At 38.6% G+C, this 19,696-nt stretch carries 17 protein-coding genes; 10 read left to right on the top strand and 7 right to left on the bottom strand.

Annotated features, from left to right (window positions below):
• Window positions 1-121 precede the first annotated feature (121 nt).
• Window positions 122-1,312 (bottom strand): ATP-binding protein, encoded by a 1,191-nt coding sequence (locus NSTC745_RS33915; RefSeq protein WP_445634946.1) that lies wholly within the window; start codon window positions 1,310-1,312, stop codon window positions 122-124.
• Between the two features lie 155 nt (window positions 1,313-1,467).
• Here NSTC745_RS33915 and NSTC745_RS33910 point away from each other — a divergent pair, with 155 nt between their 5' ends.
• Both NSTC745_RS33910 and NSTC745_RS33905 read left to right on the top strand, forming a co-directional pair.
• Entirely contained in the window at window positions 1,468-2,424 is a 957-nt protein-coding gene (locus tag NSTC745_RS33910) for an N-6 DNA methylase (RefSeq protein ID WP_445638751.1), read from the top strand.
• Window positions 2,345-3,682, top strand: coding sequence for a type ISP restriction/modification enzyme (locus NSTC745_RS33905; RefSeq protein ID WP_445634945.1), 1,338 nt, complete (start codon window positions 2,345-2,347; stop codon window positions 3,680-3,682). Before NSTC745_RS33910 ends, NSTC745_RS33905 begins: the two co-directional genes overlap by 80 nt.
• On the opposite strand, the gene NSTC745_RS33900 is transcribed toward NSTC745_RS33905, so the two are convergent.
• Together NSTC745_RS33900 and NSTC745_RS33895 are read right to left on the bottom strand one after the other, a co-directional pair.
• Entirely contained in the window at window positions 3,657-3,965 is a 309-nt protein-coding gene (locus NSTC745_RS33900) for a hypothetical protein (RefSeq protein WP_445634944.1), read from the bottom strand. The two genes, NSTC745_RS33905 and NSTC745_RS33900, sit on opposite strands and share 26 nt — an antisense overlap.
• The gene (locus NSTC745_RS33895) at window positions 3,952-4,230 is read right to left on the bottom strand and encodes a BrnT family toxin (RefSeq protein ID WP_445634943.1); all 279 of its coding nucleotides are present in this window, start codon (window positions 4,228-4,230) and stop codon (window positions 3,952-3,954) included. Before NSTC745_RS33895 ends, NSTC745_RS33900 begins: the two co-directional genes overlap by 14 nt.
• A gap of 198 nt (window positions 4,231-4,428) precedes the next feature.
• Between NSTC745_RS33895 and NSTC745_RS33890 the strand changes: the two genes are divergently transcribed.
• From NSTC745_RS33890 to NSTC745_RS33875, 4 genes are all read left to right on the top strand, one after another.
• The gene (locus tag NSTC745_RS33890; RefSeq protein WP_445634942.1) at window positions 4,429-5,154 is read left to right on the top strand and encodes a class I SAM-dependent methyltransferase; all 726 of its coding nucleotides are present in this window, start codon (window positions 4,429-4,431) and stop codon (window positions 5,152-5,154) included.
• Window positions 5,155-5,660: 506 nt separating this feature from the next.
• Complete coding sequence (locus NSTC745_RS33885) at window positions 5,661-6,740, top strand: M4 family metallopeptidase (protein ID WP_445634941.1); 1,080 nt, start codon at window positions 5,661-5,663, stop codon at window positions 6,738-6,740.
• 276 nt (window positions 6,741-7,016) lie between these two features.
• Complete coding sequence (locus NSTC745_RS33880; RefSeq protein WP_096537583.1) at window positions 7,017-7,316, top strand: protealysin inhibitor emfourin; 300 nt, start codon at window positions 7,017-7,019, stop codon at window positions 7,314-7,316.
• Between the two features lie 84 nt (window positions 7,317-7,400).
• Window positions 7,401-8,312: a DUF4437 domain-containing protein gene (locus NSTC745_RS33875; protein WP_445634940.1), complete on the top strand. Its 912-nt coding sequence runs from the start codon at window positions 7,401-7,403 to the stop codon at window positions 8,310-8,312.
• A 107-nt stretch (window positions 8,313-8,419) separates the two neighbouring features.
• On the opposite strand, the gene NSTC745_RS33870 is transcribed toward NSTC745_RS33875, so the two are convergent.
• On the bottom strand, window positions 8,420-9,907 hold the full coding sequence (locus tag NSTC745_RS33870) for an amidohydrolase family protein (RefSeq protein WP_445634939.1): 1,488 nt from the start codon (window positions 9,905-9,907) through the stop codon (window positions 8,420-8,422).
• A 117-nt stretch (window positions 9,908-10,024) separates the two neighbouring features.
• Between NSTC745_RS33870 and NSTC745_RS33865 the strand changes: the two genes are divergently transcribed.
• Window positions 10,025-10,819 carry an aspartyl/asparaginyl beta-hydroxylase domain-containing protein gene (locus tag NSTC745_RS33865; protein ID WP_445638750.1) on the top strand — a complete coding sequence of 265 codons (795 nt, stop codon included), beginning with the start codon at window positions 10,025-10,027 and terminating at the stop codon, window positions 10,817-10,819.
• A 139-nt stretch (window positions 10,820-10,958) separates the two neighbouring features.
• Here the strand turns inward: NSTC745_RS33865 and NSTC745_RS33860 are convergent, their stop codons facing one another.
• Complete coding sequence (locus tag NSTC745_RS33860; protein ID WP_445634938.1) at window positions 10,959-11,741, bottom strand: superoxide dismutase; 783 nt, start codon at window positions 11,739-11,741, stop codon at window positions 10,959-10,961.
• An 821-nt stretch (window positions 11,742-12,562) separates the two neighbouring features.
• Here NSTC745_RS33860 and NSTC745_RS33855 point away from each other — a divergent pair.
• Together NSTC745_RS33855 and NSTC745_RS33850 are read left to right on the top strand one after the other, a co-directional pair.
• Window positions 12,563-12,949, top strand: a complete 387-nt coding sequence (locus NSTC745_RS33855) for a hypothetical protein (protein ID WP_445634937.1) — start codon at window positions 12,563-12,565, stop codon at window positions 12,947-12,949.
• Window positions 12,950-13,788: 839 nt separating this feature from the next.
• Window positions 13,789-15,009, top strand: coding sequence for a hypothetical protein (locus NSTC745_RS33850; RefSeq protein WP_445634936.1), 1,221 nt, complete (start codon window positions 13,789-13,791; stop codon window positions 15,007-15,009).
• Window positions 15,010-15,075: 66 nt separating this feature from the next.
• On the opposite strand, the gene NSTC745_RS33845 is transcribed toward NSTC745_RS33850, so the two are convergent.
• Window positions 15,076-15,756 (bottom strand): S-layer homology domain-containing protein, encoded by a 681-nt coding sequence (locus NSTC745_RS33845; protein ID WP_445638749.1) that lies wholly within the window; start codon window positions 15,754-15,756, stop codon window positions 15,076-15,078.
• Window positions 15,757-16,203: 447 nt separating this feature from the next.
• Here NSTC745_RS33845 and rpiA point away from each other — a divergent pair, with 447 nt between their 5' ends.
• Entirely contained in the window at window positions 16,204-16,914 is a 711-nt protein-coding gene (gene rpiA / locus NSTC745_RS33840; RefSeq protein WP_445634935.1) for a ribose-5-phosphate isomerase A, read from the top strand.
• Between the two features lie 296 nt (window positions 16,915-17,210).
• Here the strand turns inward: rpiA and bchE are convergent, their stop codons facing one another.
• Window positions 17,211-18,815: a magnesium-protoporphyrin IX monomethyl ester anaerobic oxidative cyclase gene (gene bchE / locus NSTC745_RS33835; RefSeq protein ID WP_445634934.1), complete on the bottom strand. Its 1,605-nt coding sequence runs from the start codon at window positions 18,813-18,815 to the stop codon at window positions 17,211-17,213.
• Window positions 18,816-19,696: the final 881 nt, after the last annotated feature.

The raw sequence follows: 19,696 nt of genomic DNA, 5'->3' as shown, positions 1-19,696 counted from the left end.
TCTTGATATCTCGGTTTTACCATAGGGTTATGTCCTAACCTAACTGGCAACTGCTATATCTAGCTTCAACTTTTCTCGCTCTTGTCTGTTTCACATTGCCTGTTCCCTCTCCCAAAGAGAGTTAAGTTTTAGCTTCTAATGGCAAAATCACCGTAAATGTAGATCCTTTTCCCAACTGTGAATCTACTTTAATTTCACCATCCATTAACTGAACCAAGCGGGACACTATAGCTAAGCCTAACCCCGTACCATCAGAACTTTGCACTTTTGGAGCAGTTACTTCGCGAAAATAGGGATTGAAGATTTGTGTTTGAGCATCTGTGGAAATACCAATTCCACTATCGGTAACGGAAATCGCCCACTGTTGTTGAGATATCATCCAGCAGTCCAAATGAATTGAACCGGATTCTGTGTAGCGAATTGCATTACTCAGCAGATTTGTCAGAATTTGCTGAAACCGGAGAGGATCTATGGTAACTTCATTTGGGGCGCGATCGCATTCAACAACCAAGGATAATTCTTTAGCACGCACTAGCGGTTCAATCATCTCCATAACTGAGCTGATTAAACTACGCACATCGATTTGAGTGGGCTGCAATTTCATCTGTCCGGCATCATAACGCGAAATTTCCAGAGTATCGTTAATTAACTGGACAAGAAGTCTACCACTCTTGAGAACTCGCTCGATACTTTCAAGATTTGCGTAGGTGTCTTTGAGTTCTGGTTGTTGACGCTGCTGGCGCAGAAATAAATCTGCATAACCGATGATTGAAGTCAGGGGCGTTTTCAGTTCATGAGCCAAATGAGAGAGGCTTTCTTTACTAGCACGAACTAAACGAGTTAGCTCTTGGTTAGTCAACCGCAACTGACTTTGGAGTTGTTTAAGCTCTTTTAATCGTCCTTGAGTATAACTGTTAAAGCAACGGGCGATCGCTTCATCAATTACTGTATCAATTAAGCGAACGGCTCTCAGTACTTCTTGTGCAGATCCCTGCAATAAATCTTCTTCTAAAAACGAAAAAATCACAAACCGCAGTAAACGATACTCTCGCGCAATTTCCGCTGGCTCAAATCCCTGTTCGGCGCGGAGTGTACCGTGTTCCAAACTTGCATCTACTACTGTTCGCAAATCGCTAGTTGCAGATTCAGATAGTACTGTTGCTAATGCTTTCAAAACGCGGGGTAAGCTATCCTTGACAGCCTTGAAAGTAAGTTCTTGAGTAACTTCAATTTGCTCATCTTGGTAAACCGCTTCTACCCAGCGATCGATAATGGCATCACTTTTAGCAATTAAAGTTTGACTAAAATCCATTTTTTGCCCAACCAAACACAGTCAGCGCCAAACCCCATGCGCTAGAGGTAGATTACTGCATTGATATCAAGTCCGCAACTAACGGAAGATAGAGGTTAGCGAAAAGACGGCTGATTATTGAATTAATTACTTAATAGTCGCGTTACTATGGAGTCATTAGAAAAACTGCTGCGAATATCTACAATCATCATGAAAAGCAGAAGTTTTTAAAAGTACTTTATGAGAATTTTTACAAAGCATATAATCCGAAAGCGGCTGATAGGCTAGGTATTGTCTATACGCCGAATGAAATTGTGCGCTTCATGATTGAAAGTGTAGATTATTTAGTTAATAAAAACTTTGGTAAGCTATTAGCTGATAAAGATGTCGAAATTTTAGATCCGGCTACAGGAACAGGCACTTTTATTACTGAATTAATTGATTATTTGCCTAAAAATAGTCTGGAATATAAATATAAGCATGAGATTCATTGTAATGAAGTAGCAATTTTACCTTATTACATCGCTAACTTGAATATTGAATACACCTATAAGCAAAAAATGGGTGAATATCAAGAGTTTGAAAATATTTGTTTTGTAGATACACTGGATCATACATCATTTGCAGGCAAGCAATTAGATTTGTTTTCTATGAGTGTAGAAAACACAGAGAGAATTAAACGGCAAAACGAAAGTAAGATATCAGTAATTATTGGTAATCCTCCATATAATGCTAAACAAGAAAATTTCAATGACAATAATTCTAATCGTTATTATGGAGCAATAGATCAGCTCATAAAAAATACTTACATCAAATATAGTAAAGCTCAGAATAAAATTGTTGTTTATGATATGTATACTCGTTTTATTCGCTGGGCAACTGATAGATTAAGCAAAAATGGCATTTTAGCATTTATCACTAACTCATCATTTATTGACGCTAGGACATTTGATGGTTTTAGAAAAATTGTAACTGATGAGTTTAGTGATATTTACATTATTGATTTACATGGAGACGTGAGGAAAAATCCTAAATTATCAGGAACTACACATAATGTTTTTGGTATACAAGCTGGTGTTGCTATTATTTATATTGATGGTCAAGAGGGAAAGCAGCAACAGTACACCTTGTAAAATCTTCTACAATCGTCGCCCTGATTTTGATACAGCAGAAACTAAATTAAAATTTTTAGCTGAAACTAAGTTTACTGATATTCATTTTGAACATATCATACCAGATAAAAATTATAACTGGATTAACCAGACAGATAATGATTTTGATAATCTTTTACCATTAGTTGATAAAGATGTAAAAGCTGGCAAAGGACAGGAGGCAATTTTTAAGTTGTTTTCATCAGGGCTAAAAACTCAGAGAGATGAATGGGTATATGATTTATCAGAGCATAATTTAACTGATAAAATGAAATGCTTTGTCAAAATCTATCAACATCAGCTAGCCCATAAAGGTGATGAACTCTCCCAAGAAATTAAATGGGATGAAGATTTAATAAGCTATTTGAAAAGAGGAATAAATAAAACTTTTGATGCTGCAAACCTCAAATCGAGCCTCTACAGACCTTTTTATAAAGAAAAACTGTACTTTGATAAACACTTCAATGGTAGAACTTATCAATGGTTTAGTCTTTACAAAGAAGATGAAAATAATTACTATATTTGTTTGCCTGGAATTGGTGCATCAAAACCCTTTCAATGCTTAATGACAAATCAGATTACCTGTCTTGATTTTCTTGAGAAAACTCAGTGTCTTTCTCTCTACTGTTACGATAAAGATGGAAACTGCATCGACAATATCACTGATTGGGGATTAGCACAATTTCAAACACATTACAATGACTCGACAATTACCAAATTAGATATTTTTCACTACACGTACACCCTCTTGCACAATCCCGCTTATCGCACCAAATACGAACTTAATCTGAAACGAGAATTTCCCCGCCTACCTTTCTATGATGACTTTCACCAATGGGTTAACTGGGGTAAACAGTTGATGGATTTGCACATCAATTATGAAACTGTCGAACCCTATCCTTTAAAACGAATTGATTTACCTGCGGCTCAAAATAATAACAGGACACCAAAGGCAAAACTCAAAGCCGATGCAGCCAATGGAATCATTCTTTTAGATGATGTCACCACTCTAGAAGGCGTGCCCAAAATTGCTTGGAAATATCGCCTTGGCAACCGTTGTGCTTTAGAATGGATTTTGGATCAATATAAAGAAAAGAAACCTAAAGACCCTACAATTGCTGAAAAATTCAATACATATCGCTTTGCAGATTACAAAGAAGAGGTAATAGATTTATTACAAAGAGTCTGCACCGTTAGCGTGGAAACAATGCAGATTATTCAACAGATTGAGGTGTTGTAATCGATTCGCTATTTTTGGGAAACAGACTAATCAATGTGCGTAAAGCCTGATTGACAGCTTCTCCATTAGGAAAATACTCTCGTACATCAGGATCGAGCATTACTGCTCCATCTTCAAGAGTAAAATGTTGTATAACGGTTGTGCCATTAGCTTGATGAATGCTAACAGTATGTCCGCGCCGATAAGCTTGGTGATGCTTGCCACGAACACCATTTGTAAAATCGTATTCTGGGAGCATATCGTTATCTGGGATCTCAGACTGCTCAGAATTAACGTTGTTCATAAACTTTCCGTTCTGCTTTTGTGGCTCGCCGACAACTAATGATGCGAATACTAAATTGACGTTCTGTATATACTACAACGAGTAACTGCCCTCGTAAAGAAAGACCTATATCAATGTATCTTTCTTCATTAACTGAGTGGTTAGGATCGCTGATAGTAATTGAAAATGGGTCATTGAATACAGTTTTTGCCTCCTCAAAGCTAATTCCATGCTTCTGGAGGTTTTCTTTGGCTTTTTCTTCATGCCATTCAAACCCCAACTCCACAGAATTAACCCCACCCTTACGATTTGAACAACTTCTCAGTAATATTGTACATGTATGTTCCAACTCTTATAAACCATCTGACTATTCTAAAAATCTCTAGTTCTTTTTGTAAAATGTGTTTGAAAAGCTTAATTTTTTGTTTTTAGTTCTCAATCAGCTTCAGCTTTTTAGCACAAATCTTATTAGTGAGATAAGTTTATGCAAAATGTGTTTCCTGGTGAAGTATTCGCTAACACTAGTGATTTTGATACTGGTATTCGCCAACTATTACCGCGATACGATGAGATGTTGGAAGTAATTACTCGTTGTCTACCTTCCACGAGTCAACGTATTCTAGAATTAGGTTGTGGTACGGCCGAACTTAGTATAAAGATACTCAAAAGATGCCCGGATGCCCAAGTAATTGCTTTAGATTACTCGCCTCGAATGCTGCAATTTGCCCAAGATAAAATCACAGCAGCAGGATATGAACGCCGATGGACTGGTATAGAAGCCGACTTTGGTGGTTGGGCAAATAATCCAGAAAAGTTTGATATTGGCAGCGAATTTGATGCTTGTGTTTCATCCTTAGCAATCCACCATCTTCAGGATGAAATGAAATTGAAGTTATTCGAGCAAATTGCCGCTAGCCTGACTCAAGAGGGTTCTTTTTGGAATGCAGACCCGCTTCTACCAGAATCACCAATCTTAGTAGAAGTTTACAAAATGGCACGAGAGGAATGGGCAGTTCAACAAGGAATTAATTTGGCAGAGATTGGCGCCAAACGTGGCATTAGCAGCAACCAAGGTTATTCTAGTCAAGATCGGCTAGCGACTTTAGATGCCCATTTACAAATGTTAGCCACAGCTGGATTTAAGACGGTAGCGGTACCTTGGAAATATTACGGTTTGACGGTATTTGGTGGCTGGCTGCAAAAATTTTAGATTTCGGATGTCCGGATTTGGCATCGATAAAAGGTTTAGATTCCCTACTTTTCAAATAAGTCGGGAATTTTATTATTGATAAATTATTAAGTAATAATATAGGATTTCCTTTAATTTTTCAAATTATTTGTATACGCAGGTCATAGTCAATAGGCAATAGGAGTCCGATAGTAACAAAATGGCAATAAATAATATTATTTGCATTGAGAAGAACTATTATATAAACGCATTAGTCTAGAAGGAGTGCTGAATTTTGAGTTCTGAGTGCTGAGTGGAACCTCTTAACTTTAGTTAAAGGATTCAATGAGGAACTTGTCTATTTAGCAAAAGTACCCCATGAGGGTACTGTGCATACTCCATAGACTTATCTGAAAATAGAAAGTAGAAAATTTTCTTGCGAAAAGACACCAGGGACACAGGATTAGATTGGTTTTTCTGCTTCTTTCAATCATTGGAGTTAAAGCTACTGTTTGCCATCACTTAGTTTCAAAAGGAGAATATCTTGGATGGCTCGAAATAAAAAGAAATCAGCCAGGTTTAAGCATGAGCATCCACTTTACTCTAGATGCCCAATTTGTTGTATTGTCCCACCCCACATGCTGGAAAACGTCGTAGTCAATGGGAACCCTGAGCAAAGGAATTGGGCTTTCCGCACATTAAATGTTTCGGCACAGCTTCGCGGACGGCGGGACGTTATAGGTAATGTTTCCTTTGCGCCTTCCCCTGGTGAGAAGCGTCGCACAATTTACGATGCCAAAACTGGGCAGGAACTTCCTGGTACGCTGGTGCGTGCTGAAGGCGATCCTCCCAGCAGCGATGCAGCAGTGAATGAAGCCTATGATGCTGCTGGTGCTACTTATGATTTGTTTTATGAGATATTCGATCGCAATTCCATTGATGACAAGGGTCTGCGTTTAGATTCCACCGTGCATTATGGCGTCAAATACGATAACGCCTTTTGGAACGGCGATCAAATGGTTTATGGTGACGGTGACGGAGAACTGTTTCAACGCTTTACAACCTCAATTGATGTAATTGGGCATGAGTTGGCTCATGGTGTAACTCAGTACGAAGCGGGTTTACAGTATTATGGCGAACCAGGCGCATTGAATGAATCGTTTTCTGATGTCTTTGGCGCCCTAGTGAAACAAAAGACTAAAAATCAAACTGCACAAGAAGCAGATTGGATTATTGGCGAAGGTCTTTTAGCGCCCACTGTCAAAGGTGTTGGTATCCGTTCCATGAAAGCGCCGGGAACAGCATACGACGACCCAGTACTAGGTAAAGACCCCCAACCAGGGCATATGAAAGATAAATATACTGGCGTTGAAGATAACGCTGGAGTACATATCAACTCAGGAATTCCTAACCGGGCTTTTTATCTAGCGGCTGTTGAAATTGGCGGCTATGCTTGGGAAAGCGTTGGTAAAATCTGGTACATAGCTTTACGCGATCGCCTGCGTCCCAAAGCTGATTTTAAAAAAGCTGCCAACGTCACCATTCAAATTGCTGGCGAACTCTACGGTAATGACAGTCGCGAACAAAAAGCCGTGCGGAACGCTTGGCAAGAGGTAGGGGTTATCTAGAGTTAGGAGTGAGGAGTTAGGAGTTAGGAGTGAGGAGTGAAAAGTGAGGAGTGAGGAGTGAGGAGTGAGGAGTGAGGAGTTGAAAAAACTCACAATTTGCAACTCCTAAGCCTTACCTGTTAACTTCTAACTCGTAACTCCTAACCCTTAGCTGTTAACTCCTAACTCTTAACTCCTAACTTTTAACTTTTTGTTGTTGCTAAACTGGGAGGTGAGAATTCTCATCTTCCAGTCTTTGCATTTCTCCCACTCAGTAGCACAACGGAGAGCAAAAAAATGCGGATATCCTTTGAACGCACCGGCGGCTTTGCTGGAATTACGAAGAAAACAACGGTTGATACTGCCGAACTTCCAGCAAACGAAGCTAAAACCCTTCCCCAACTAGTGGAAGCTGCTGATTTATTTAGGCTACCAGAACGAATTACCTCGCCTAACCCCCAGAGCGATCGCTTTCAATATAAATTAACAGTGGAAGATAACGGTAAGCAGCATACGGTGACTGTTAGCGAAGCAGCATTACCAGGAACTTTAAGACCCCTGATTGAATGGCTACAAAACATAGCACAAAAAAGGTAATTTGCTCAGTTAGCGACTGAATTTTTCATCAAAAATCGAGTTAAGGCAATATAAAAATGAAACCCCAAGGAGAATATAAATTTTGTGGGCGAAGAGAATATAAATTTTAACTCTCTACAAGAAAACCAAACTGATGATTTTTTGCATGTACCATCTATAAAAGAAGATTGGGGTGGAGATGGAACAGGGGGCATGAATTTATCAGGGAGGTGTACAGCAATTTCCCACGAGCATGTACCCCGCAAGTACCAATTTTTTGATACAAATACCGTACCAGAAAAACACCATTGGCGAGTAAGTCGAATGTCAGATGATGTAGCATTTGGAAGTAGGCGATCGCTAACGTGGCATGACTGTGGTGCATCCACTTCAAAAGTAGTTTTACCGCCTAACTTTGAGGCACCTTCTGGCTACTTTACTGCTGATTTAGAAATTTTTGTATTGAGGGGTGCAATTCAATTAGGTGAGTGGCAATTAAACAAACATGGCTACTCTTTTATTCCCGCAGGTGTGAAAATTGGCCCTTGGAAAGTGTTAGGCAATGAAGAAGTTGAAATTCTTTGGATGGAGAACGGACCAGTCAAATTCGAGTATAAAAATGCATTAAATAATCATCCCCTTGCTAAAGTAAAGGATTTTATTCCAGCATTGGATAGCAAATTACTACCGTGGAGCAAGACAGATACAGTTCAATTTGAGGTGTCTAAAAAAAAGTACCTTAGAAAAGATAGTAATGGCGGTGGAGTATGGTTGCTTGCTATCTTGCCCCATTATGATGGCAGATATCCAATGATTCAATGTTATAACGAAGAAGCATATTGCTTGGCTGGATACTGCGATATAGGAGATTTTCGATTTGTAAAAGATTGCTTCGGCTATTGTCCTAGCTTTACAACTTCTCCTTGGCACAGAACAGATGATGGTTGCTTATTCTTTATCCGAGTTGATAGAGATTTGTCAAAGCTTGGAACAGTATTATCATATCCACATCAATAAAAATCAATTTATTCCATTTTCAATTCCTCTTTCTTTGCGTACTTTGCGTACTTTGCGGTAGCCTGTGGCAAGCCGCTCCGCGTCTACGTTCCTTAAAACCCTCAAAATTAACGCGATGAACCACTAGAATATCTTTTTAAATAGCGTCCAGTAGGCGAACCCAAAATCTCTCCATTGTTGTAAATCAAATTTCCCCGCAAAAAGGTATTTTTTACCCTTCCAGTTAACTCCATCCCTTCAAAAGGTGTATAACCTTGTTGTGATTCTGACTCTGCTGCACATACCACAAAACTTTCATTTGGATCTAGCAATACCAAATCAGCATCATAGCCAATAGCAATGTCACCTTTTTCTAATAAACCAAAGCGCCGCGATGGGTTCCAAGATAGCAACTTAGCCATGTGGTTGTAAGACATTCCTCGCTTACTACCTTCACTAAATACACCAGAAAGTAAATATTCTGTACCGCCAAAACCAGATTTTGCTAACCAAATATTATTTGGATTTTTAGCACTTATTTTTTGTTCCGCAGAACAACAAGCATGGTCGCTAACTATCCAATCTACTTGATTATTAAGTACAGCTTCCCATAAATATTCCACATCGGCACGGGGACGAATCGGTGGGTTTACTTTTGCCCAAATTGTATTAGGAGTATCAACATCTAATAGCAAATGTCCCACAGTAACTTCTCGGCGAAAATTGATATGAGGAAAAGCACTTTGCATAGTCAAAGCTGCTTCCATCGCCTTACGCGAACTCAGGTGCAATAAATTAATATTTACGCAATTAGTTTCATGCGCCAAATAAGAAGCAATGCAAATTGCTAAACCTTCAGAATGAGCAGGACGCGCTGCACTGTAAGCGTGTAGTCCGCTAAGACTAGAATCATTTTCAACTATTTTTGTGTAAGCGTTAAGAATTTCTGCAACTTCGCAATGCAAACTTAAACTAATAGTATCTCGCGCCTGTGGATGTTTTTCCATCAAGCGAGTTAGACCGCGCATAATAAATTCAAAATGGGCGAAATCGTAGCGTTCTTCTTTATTAATCATCAAAAATAGGTTTTGCTGGTCTGACAAACCATGCAACCCGTAGCCACCATAAAACATGAAGATTTTAAACGAAGATACACCATGTTCTTCAAACAATAAAGGTATTTCATCAATGTGCTGGCTGGCTATAGGTGCAATGTGATAGCTGTAATCAACAAAAAAATTACCTGCGGATAACGCTAAAACCTCTGGAAAAAAATCTTGATAAGAACCGCCTTTATTGAGATAATATTGCCCTGTACGGATGTAATTTAAGCTAGTAGTCACACCTCCCATTGCCGCTGCTTTGCTTTCAGTTACAGCATCCTTATCGAGGGGTTGATAAATACCGATGTGCATATGGGCATCCACGACTCCAGGAAACCCCAGCAAGTTTTTGGCATCAAAGACCTCTTTAGCTGTGTCTGGGCTAATATGAGAAGCAATCTGAGCAAATTTCCCATCTTTAATTCCCAAATCAAGTAGTTCGATAGCATCATTATGGGGACGAACTACCCGCACATTTTTGATAACTCTATCTAATAGGGAAGCTTCAGACACAGTAGACCTCACACTAAAATGAGTTTAGTTACGAATTTCCACATCGTACCGGGACGCAGACTAAATCCCATTAAGATGTAACAGTTTTTTATGAAATCATCTTCAGGAGTAAAGGCAATGGAAAGTTTTAATGAATATCATTTAGATCCAGAGCAATTTCCTTTTCTTAAAGGTTTCCAAGATAACTGGCAAATAATTAGAGATGAATTTAAATACTTTATTAAAAATGCATCTGACGAAGAATTAAAATTTACTTACGATGTTCAGGGGCCCAAAAATAAAACGATTAAAACAAAGGGAAATTCTAAATACAGTGCTTTTGGTATTTTATTTCAAGGTCTTTTTATTGAAGAATATATCAAAATGCATCAAATAGAATATCCTGATTTCGCGTCAGAGGAGGCATCAGCAAAAGCATTGCTATTAAGAGAAAAATATTTTCCAAATTTGGCTCAGGTAATAGAAAAGATTAACCTTGAGCATGATGAAATTATCAGAAATGCGTATTTTGGTACATTTCATCCAGGCTTAGATATTAAGCTACATGTGAACTATAACCCTCACATGAATCGTGGCTATTTAGGATTAATTGTGCCAGAAGGAGATGTAGCTATGAAAATCTGCCACGAACAGCTTTATTGGCATGAGGGAAAAATTATGGTTTTAGATCACAGTTATCCACACTGTCCGCATAATTACACCGATCGCGATCGCACTGTTTTAGTTATAGACTTTTTTAAACCAGATCGATCTAGAGAAGAAGTGATGGAATTTGAAAAAGAGCAAGTTACACAACGTATGGAAGATAATCCTTACAGTTTGGGCGTTTTTGGTAAAAGCGATAAAGCTGAAGTAGAAGATTTTATCAAGTATGGTTTAGCTCATCAATTAGAGTGGGATAAAGCTTTATAATGCTAACCTATTTCTTGTAGGATAGGTGTCTAACCTGTCCTAGCAATTAGGCAGGTGAGAAAGCTTATCCTACAAGTTTTAGGAATTTATTTCTTGGAGTTATACTGCTAAATCTGCGTAGCGATCGCTGCTAATAATCTTACTGTGACGATTGCGATCGCCTGTTAATTTGCGGCCAATTCACTACGTTCCACCAATTATTTAAATAGTCAGCACGGCGATTGCGATATTTCAAATAATAAGCGTGTTCCCACACATCATTACCCAGAATCGGATAAAAACCATCCATAATTGGATTATCTTGATTCGCTGTAGTCACAATTTGGAGTTGATTTTGAGGGTTACGTACTAGCCAAACCCAACCACTACCGAAGCGACCTGCACCAGCCGCGTTAAACTCTTTTTTAAAGGCATCAAAACTACCAAAAGTTTTGTTGATTTCTTGAGCGATCGCTCCTGTTGGTTGTCCTCCACCTTGGGGACTCATTAGTTGCCAAAAAATTGTATGATTGAGGTGACCGCCAGCATTATTACGCACTTTTGTCCGAATATTTTCAGGTACGCTGTTCAAATCTAGTAGTAAACTTTCAACACTTCTTTTTTGCAAGTTTGGATATTGCTTCAATGCATCATTTAAGTTGTTGACATAGCTAGCATGGTGGGCGCTATGATGCAATTTCATTGTCTCAGCATCTATAGCTTTTGTTAGCGCCCCATAACCATAGGGTAATGGTGGTAATTGTGCCGGAGAAGCGCTCAATCCTCTATTAGGATAAGCTACAGAAGTAAGCGATCTATTTGTTGCTGTTGGTGTTGTAGGTTGTGCTTCAGCTATAGGTACTGAATTGTAAGAATTTAGCACAATTGTTAACACAATTGTTGTGAGAACACAAATTATTGCTTCTCGCCAAAATCTTATCATAAATTATTGCCTCAAAATAAATATTAGTAATTTGTAATCTAATGATTGAGTTTTGTTTTACAGCCCAATCAATCTAGATATATGTCTTATATCATAAATCTCCTTAATTACTGAGCAAAAAACTCTTTTTATCTGCATATCTTGTGTTCAGTTACGGCGATCGCTGACTATTCAAAACTCTCCGCGTAACTGCGTCAGTTCTAAAGATAAGTCATTAATCTAACCTGATATTACAACCACAGCGTCTTCCTTATCCAACAAGACAAAATACGATTAATTTAATTATTTAATTTTACTTTTTTATTTCATATTATGACTTGTGACTTACGCAAAAAACTTCTCAGACTCTTTATTCTGATGACCGATCGGTTCATTTCAAATTAAATGAAGTAATATTTATTACTCAGAATTAACTCAAGTCTAATGTCCAGCCAAGTTTAAGAAAATCATTCTAGAAATTTTAGCATAAAAGTATTTACATTTTTCGCCTCTTGTATAATTTATTCCCTTGGATATATAGCTGTAAATTATAAGCAAAACTCTTGGCAGATATAGGTGAAATCTTATTTTGGTAAACCTATAATTAAAACCTTGTAAATTTTGCGTTTTAACTTTCATCTAATGTACTTAAAACTCCGCGATCGTTTTCAGCTAATTAAAACACAAGGAAATAAATTGAATCGGCCAACATACCTAGTTATCTAAATTTTGAATATGTAAATATTTGAACATAGACAACATAGAGGATTTTTGTAGCAAGACTTTATAAGTCAGACTTTCTAAAAGTTAAGCATTAAATACGAGAGCAAAAGGTAAATAATATGTATGATACTGAAATCCTGCAAAGAACTGTAGCAGCCAATAGAAATTTAGATCGCGTAATCCCTAATGAAGTCAAAAAGGAGCAACCACCAACAAATCAATTGACTATTCCTGATATAGCTATATCCTTATCGCCCCTTGGGTTTATCATCGGTTGGGTAGTTTTTTTGCTAGTGTTGCAAAAACTCAGGTCATTTTTAGACCGTAAAATGGTTTTACCCACTAAAACTTCACACAAAGTTCCTTGTAAAAAATGTCGATTTTATTCAAATAATAATTATATCAAATGTGCGGTTAAACCTTCTATTGTCCTAACAGAAGAAGCAATGAATTGCCCAGAATATTCACCTAATAATAAGAGATTTGGAACTAAAAATTTTCTCTGATTGCAAGAATATTGATTGAATTGATGTCCTAATTTCATCTATCAAACTTCAGATTTTTACTTACTGTTAAAAATCTAGCTTAAGAAACCATTTATCAAGTCAGGACTTACGCAAAGTTCACGGAAGAACGAACTACAAGGGACTTCAAACTAATAAAATAATCAATCGTTTTGGAAGGCAGGGGGACAAAAGATTGGCTAGTGAGGTTGAATCCAGGAATTGAGTAATTTAATTCTTAGATGTCCCTAAAGAACGCAAAGACACGTTTGTGCAGCGTTTCACAGAGAAGAAAGAGGGTTTGAAAGAATTTTTACGTAAGTCCTAAAAGTAAATCTTAAGTAGGGAGGCAGGATCGGCGGCTTTAACCGACTGTAACTGCCGTTGCGTTAGGCTCAAGCCATAATGCGCCGACAGTGTGATTATAGCTACATAACTGGAAAGAGTAAAGAAAATTGGATAAGTAAGTCATCACTAATATTTCAAGCTATATTAATAAATCTAAATATAGAAAATGTATGTATGTCTAAAGTAGCCTCAGGCACTATAAAAAATTTAAGTGCAGCCCTTGGCGACAAAGCAACCCACACCCAATTTATATTAAGAAATATAAATTAAATTTTTTTCGCCCACTTACTTAGATATATAGAATACACAGTTGTAAATTTTTGACTACTAGGTGTCAATTGCTAATGACTAATAAGTTATTGAGCAGTTAGGATGAAATTAGAGCATCCACCTTCAATTGAGATATTTGCTGACTAAAAAGGCAAAAGCATCAAACAGTAATGCTGCTTACCTCAATTGTTAACTATTTCTAGTAAATATCAATTACTAATCCCATGCCAAAGCGTCATTATCCTCCCGCCTACTTACGGTATCTGAGAGCCAGGTTATGGAATCTAGGGCGACCTGGCTTTTGGGTAACTGCAATTTTTTTATCTGTAGTCGGGCTAGTAACCTGGCAGTACTGGTCAAACCCAGATATTTTCGTTTATAAGCAAAAAAAACAAGTCGCTTCACAAAACTCTGCTGGCTCCTCCCTGTCAAACGAAAACAAAGCTATTGCAGCAGATATTGATAACTTGCCAGTCTTGTTTAATGATTTTGACGAAGCAGCTCTCCCCCTAACAACAAATAACTCTAACGAAAACAGCGATAAAAAAAAGAGCACAGGTTTATTAGATGAGCTAATTAATAAACAAAAGTCTTTTAGTGATAACAAATCAAAATATGGTTTAGGAACAGTTAATCCCGAAGTTCCTCCACCTATAAAAAATCCTTTTATTGCACAAACAGAAAATTTGTTGCGTACTGGGATACCTGATAGTAATAGCGAGTTTCTCGGTCTTAACCCTTCTTTAAGTAACGCCTCCGAAACACAAAATCAACAAACATCTTCTGGGTTAGGAATTGAATTAACTAATCAAACTAACAAAAATCAAAACTCTGTCTCCGTTAGCCCTCTGCAAGCAGCACTCAACGAATCGACAAAACAGAATTTGTCCGGCTTCAATGACATTAATGGGAATCAGCCAAATGCTTTGGCGCGCGTCTCTGACAGACAAACAACGTCGGTAGTACCGTTGAACGGCTTATCCAGCCAAATACCAACTACTGGATTAAATCCTGGGACGAGTTACACCCCAACGGATATAAACTCGCAGACAAATCCCTACAGTACTTTAAATGGCGTTCAACCACTAGTAGCGCCTTCAGTCAACTCTGTTGCACCTTACTCTAGCTATCCGAATCAAACTGTTGTTCCACCCACAAATTCTACGGGATACAGGAATTATGGGTTGCAGCAGCCGACGCAAGTACCGCAGTCTACTTACGGGAATTATGGGTTGCAGCAGCCGACGCAAGTACCGCAGTCTACTTATGGAAATTATGGCTTACAGCAGCCTACTTATGGGAATTATGGGTTGCAACAGCCGACGCAAGTACCGCAGTCTACTTATGGGAATTATGGCTCACAGCAGCCGGCGGCACGGCCAAATTCTACTGCCTCATATCTCCTCGATATTCTAGAAAAACGTAGAGGTCAGAATCAAAGGTGATATTGTTGACTGTTGACTGTTAGCAATCAATGAACCTCATAAGTGACTGTGTAATTAAAAATTCTACTAAGGAGATGGTTGGCTATTTGGAATAATCGGAACCTCTGGTGTTTCAGGTTGTTGCTTTTGGCGTTGCAAATATCTACTCAAAACATAAGCCATATCGCCACGGGTTACAGGCCGTAATGGGGAAATATTGTTTTGAGCATCTGTATTTAGAAATCCCTCAGTAGCTACTGTGGCGATCGCTTTTCTCGCCCAAGATGGGATAGACTTTTCATCTGGATATGCAGCGAGAATTTCATCAACAGCATTATCGGGAAACTGAAATACACCATAAGCCTGGGCGAAAATAGCCAGAGCTTCTGCCTTGGTTACCTTTTGATTAGGAAAAAATTGATTTCCTCGATAGCCTTTCATAATATCGGTTTTTAACACTGTCTGTATATCATTAAATGCCCAATAAGACCGAGGAACATCTGGAATCGCTAAATTTTCTTTGTTAACCTCTTGTCTTTTATCTAAGCGAAATGCTTTCACCATAATCGCTGCTAATTCTGCTCTACTCACTAACCTTTCTGGATAAAATTGGCCATCGGCAAAATTTGTCATCCATTTGGCGGAAACTACCTGTTGAATAGAATCAGATGGTACTTCAGAAGTAGTTCCTGGGCCTTGAGTTTGAGCAATTGCAGGCAAGTTTTGTAGTAGTGCTACTAAAGATAAAGTAATCGAAAGGTGACGCATCATAATAACCACTTTTAGCTTTAAAAAACTACATTACTGAGGTTACGGCCAATTTTGGTGTTTCTAAGAACCAGTAACTCAGCTAGTGACGGATTTAGAGTCATCAATGTTGCGTAGCTAGCTGTGGCAGCTTGTTTTGGTCATCCAAGAAGTAGAAATCAGCAAAAACTTGTTTTTTAGCTTTCATCTTTTGGTGTTATCTGACCAAGAAGGGGAAGGGTAAGGGGGAAAGGGGAAAGGGGAAAGGGATACAAGCCCCTAAATTCTATTTATGTAAAAAAAGAAAAATTTCTACCGAGATTGCTTGCAACGAGTCTATATTACAAGCCCCTATCTTCAGATATGGGGTTTATGTTTCCCTTTTTCCCTTTTCCCTTTAACCTTTTCCCCGCCGAAGGGCTTTGACCACTACTATGGACTATAGTCAGTTTTTCAGGAGTTTTGGGAATGACCGCAGCAGCAGATCCCGTAAAGTTGATGAAGCAAGAAGTTGGCAAAGCCGCCGCCGCCTTAGTAAAGTCGGGTTCAATTGTGGGGTTGGGTACGGGGTCAACTACAGCATACACAATTCAGTATCTGGGCGATCGCCTCAAGTCTGGCGAACTTAAGGATATCATTGGCATACCGACTTCGTTTCAGTCAGAAGTGCTAGCAAAGGAGTATGGCGTTCCTCTCGCCACCTTAGATGCTATTGACCATATCGATATTGCCATTGATGGGGCAGATGAAGTCGATCCCCAGAAGAATTTGATTAAAGGCGGTGGTGCAGCACATACCCGCGAAAAAGTCGTAGATTACCTAGCAGAACAGTTTATCGTCGTCGTAGATGGTGGTAAGTTAGTAGACCGCTTGGGTTCTAGTTTCGCTGTACCCGTGGAAGTGATTCCAATGGCAATTACTCCTGTAACTAATGCCATCAAAAAACTCGGTGGTAAACCAGAACTCCGTATGGGTGTCAAAAAAGCCGGCCCAGTAATCACAGACCAAGGAAATTTTGTTTTAGATGTCAGATTTGACTCTATTGAAGATCCAGCGAACTTAGAAAAGACGTTGAATAATATTCCTGGTGTTTTGGAAAATGGAATCTTCGTTAACTGCGTCGATTTAGTTTTAGTTGGTGAAGTCAAAGATGGTCAGCCAGTAGTGCGGCAACTGTAAGGGACTTCGTAAAAAAATATTCCATAGAAGATTGTTGACTGTTAACTGTGAACCGTCAACAGTCAACGCTTTAACCCAAGCGTATTGGGTTAAAGGCTAATTGTACAAAATTGTGGGTTTTACGAGACGCGACGCCAGTCGCTACAACGGGGGGAACCCCAACGCGAGTTGTTCATGGGGGAAACCCCCAAGACCACACTCGCTCCGCAACGCGCTGGCTCATAAATCGCCGTCTCTACAAGTGTTTTGGTCTTATCTGAACTGTATTGGCCTATTGCCTGGCATATTCAACGCGGCTACTTTTTTGAAACTTGTTCTTCCTCTACAAATTCTGGCAGTTCGTTAGGTGCGCCACAGGCAGAAATATTGCCTGTAAAATTTACATCTGCCATCAGTTCTGGATGTTCTTGCTGGCGCTGGGTGATTTGTTCGCGGGTGAGAATCTTCGATTCATCAAAACCAAGTTCGACTTCGGTGTGTAAACCCTTGTACTTAATTCGCTTGAGGTTGTAAAAACGTTTGTTAAGAGTAGTTTTCACAAAAGCTTTCAAGCAACCTAAAAGATACTTGCGTTTAAAGGGATCTTTCACAAACCAATATTCAATGGTTTTTCTAAGGTAAAAACGAGCATAGTTTCGCAGTACTCCTTTGAGAACGTCCTCCCGTTCCATTGCGTCTGGTTTCATGATTGGGGTGACAAAGTTATATTGAGAGTAATCGCGAATTTCTACGCGATCGCCTAAATCTTCAAATAACTCGGAAAATGGCCAAGGTGTAAACATATTCCAGTTGGCCATGTCTGTTTTCCAATCCAAAGCCATCTGATAGGTTTGCTCAATTGTTTCTGGAGTTTCGTTTTCCAAACCCATAATAAATTGAGCCTCAGCAACCATGCCATTTTCTTTTAACAGTTGAATTGCCCGTTTGTTTTGTTCGATAGTTGTTTCTTTACGGAACAAATTCAACTTTAGCTGTGCTGCTGCTTCTGTACCCAAGGAAACATGAACCAGTCCGGCTTTGCGGTAAAGAGGTAATTCTTTTTCATCCCGCAATATATCTGTTACCCGCGTATTGATTCCCCAGTAAACACCCAAATTGCGTTCGATCAATTCATTACAAAGGTCGATAAATTTCGGTTTGTTAATAGTTGGTTCTTCATCAGCAAGAATGAAAAAACCAACTTTGTGTTTTTTCACCAAAATTTCAATTTGATCGACAAATTTCTTGGGACTTCCAGAACGATATTTGCGCCAGAATTTCCATTGAGAACAAAAACGACAGGTGAAAGGACATCCTCTAGCATAGTTGGGCACTGCTACCCGCACGTTGAGAGGAGTATAAATATATTTTTTCCAATCTAATAGATCCCAATCTGGGGTCAGGGTATCTAAATCAGCAATGGGGGGATGGGCTGGTGTAGCGATGACTTGCCCATCTTCTAGAAAGGCAATTCCTAAAATATTGCGGCGATCGCTCTCTACAGTACCATTAGCGATCGCATTTATCAAATTAACTGTAATCTCTTCGCCTTCTCCCCGAATAATATAATCAACCCAAGGAGCTTCATTAAGAACTTCATTATACATATAGGTAGGATGAACCCCACCCATAATTGTCTTGGCTTGGGGACAAACTTCTTTAACTATTTTCAGAGTTTTTTCTGATTGGTAAATCATCGGCGTGATTGCTGTTGCCAAAACCACATCCGGCTGATGCTTGGCAATCATTTTTGCTAAAGCATCATCAGAAATATAATCTGTCATGGCATCAATAAAGCGAATATCGCTAAACCCAGCTGTCTTTAGCGCCCCGCCAACATAGGGAACCCAACTTGGCGGCCAATTTCCAGCGATTTCTGCACCGCCAGAATGATAATTGGGTTGAATCATTAAAATCCGCATAATCTACCTCATAATTCTTACCAGAGGACTCAAAAATTGAAAATATCCCGCTTGCAACAGCTTTGCTTCTACAAAATTCCAAAGCGAGAAAAATTATGGATAAATATTTGCTAATTGTTGCGAAATAAAATAAATATGCAAAAAATTACCAATTAACTTGCTGGTAAAAACTTGTCCTTTTGCAATATTTATCTTTTAAATCACTACTTAATTCATTCTATAACTATATAGCAATTGGCTTTTATCGGTCAATAAAATTTTTAAAAATTTAATGTTCGTATACTAATAATAGCTAATACAAAATTTCTAGAAATTTACACTGGAAAATTACTTAATTAATCTCTCACTTGGTGTACTTAGCGACGACATTCGTTAATGAATTAATCCCCAATATTACCCAGCTTTTACTTTGCAGTTCGCTTAATAAATATTACATCCATCTCATTAGAGGTTAGTATAAAATCGATGGGTAATTAGGTGAACACAATTATTTAGAAGTCGAAATGTGTCTTCTCCCAAGGGGAGACGCTACGCGAACGCTCAATGCTCGATAAGCTTATTCCTTGAGGGTTGAGTTTCGACTACGCTCAACTTCCGCGCAGTCGAAACCCGGCGAGATCGAGTTAGGTTTAATTTAGTCCTTCTACTTATCATTGTTAAAAACACTTTGTGAGAACTACTTCTAACCTATGATATATAGAAAAGATAAAGTATAAACTACTGAATATTAGCTCGAAATTACCTCAAATTTTATTTAAAAATTAACAGTTAACCCAAATCAGAGTTGAATTCGCAATACTCAAAACAGGCGTTATGATTTTACACAATCAAAAAGGAGCCCAATCGCTTAAGATAATGAGTTGATAGTTTTAGATCGGGCG

This window comes from Nostoc sp. DSM 114161 (assembly GCF_052692665.1).
Note: the sequence above shows the minus strand (reverse complement) of the source record. Positions and strands in the feature narration are given on the sequence as shown.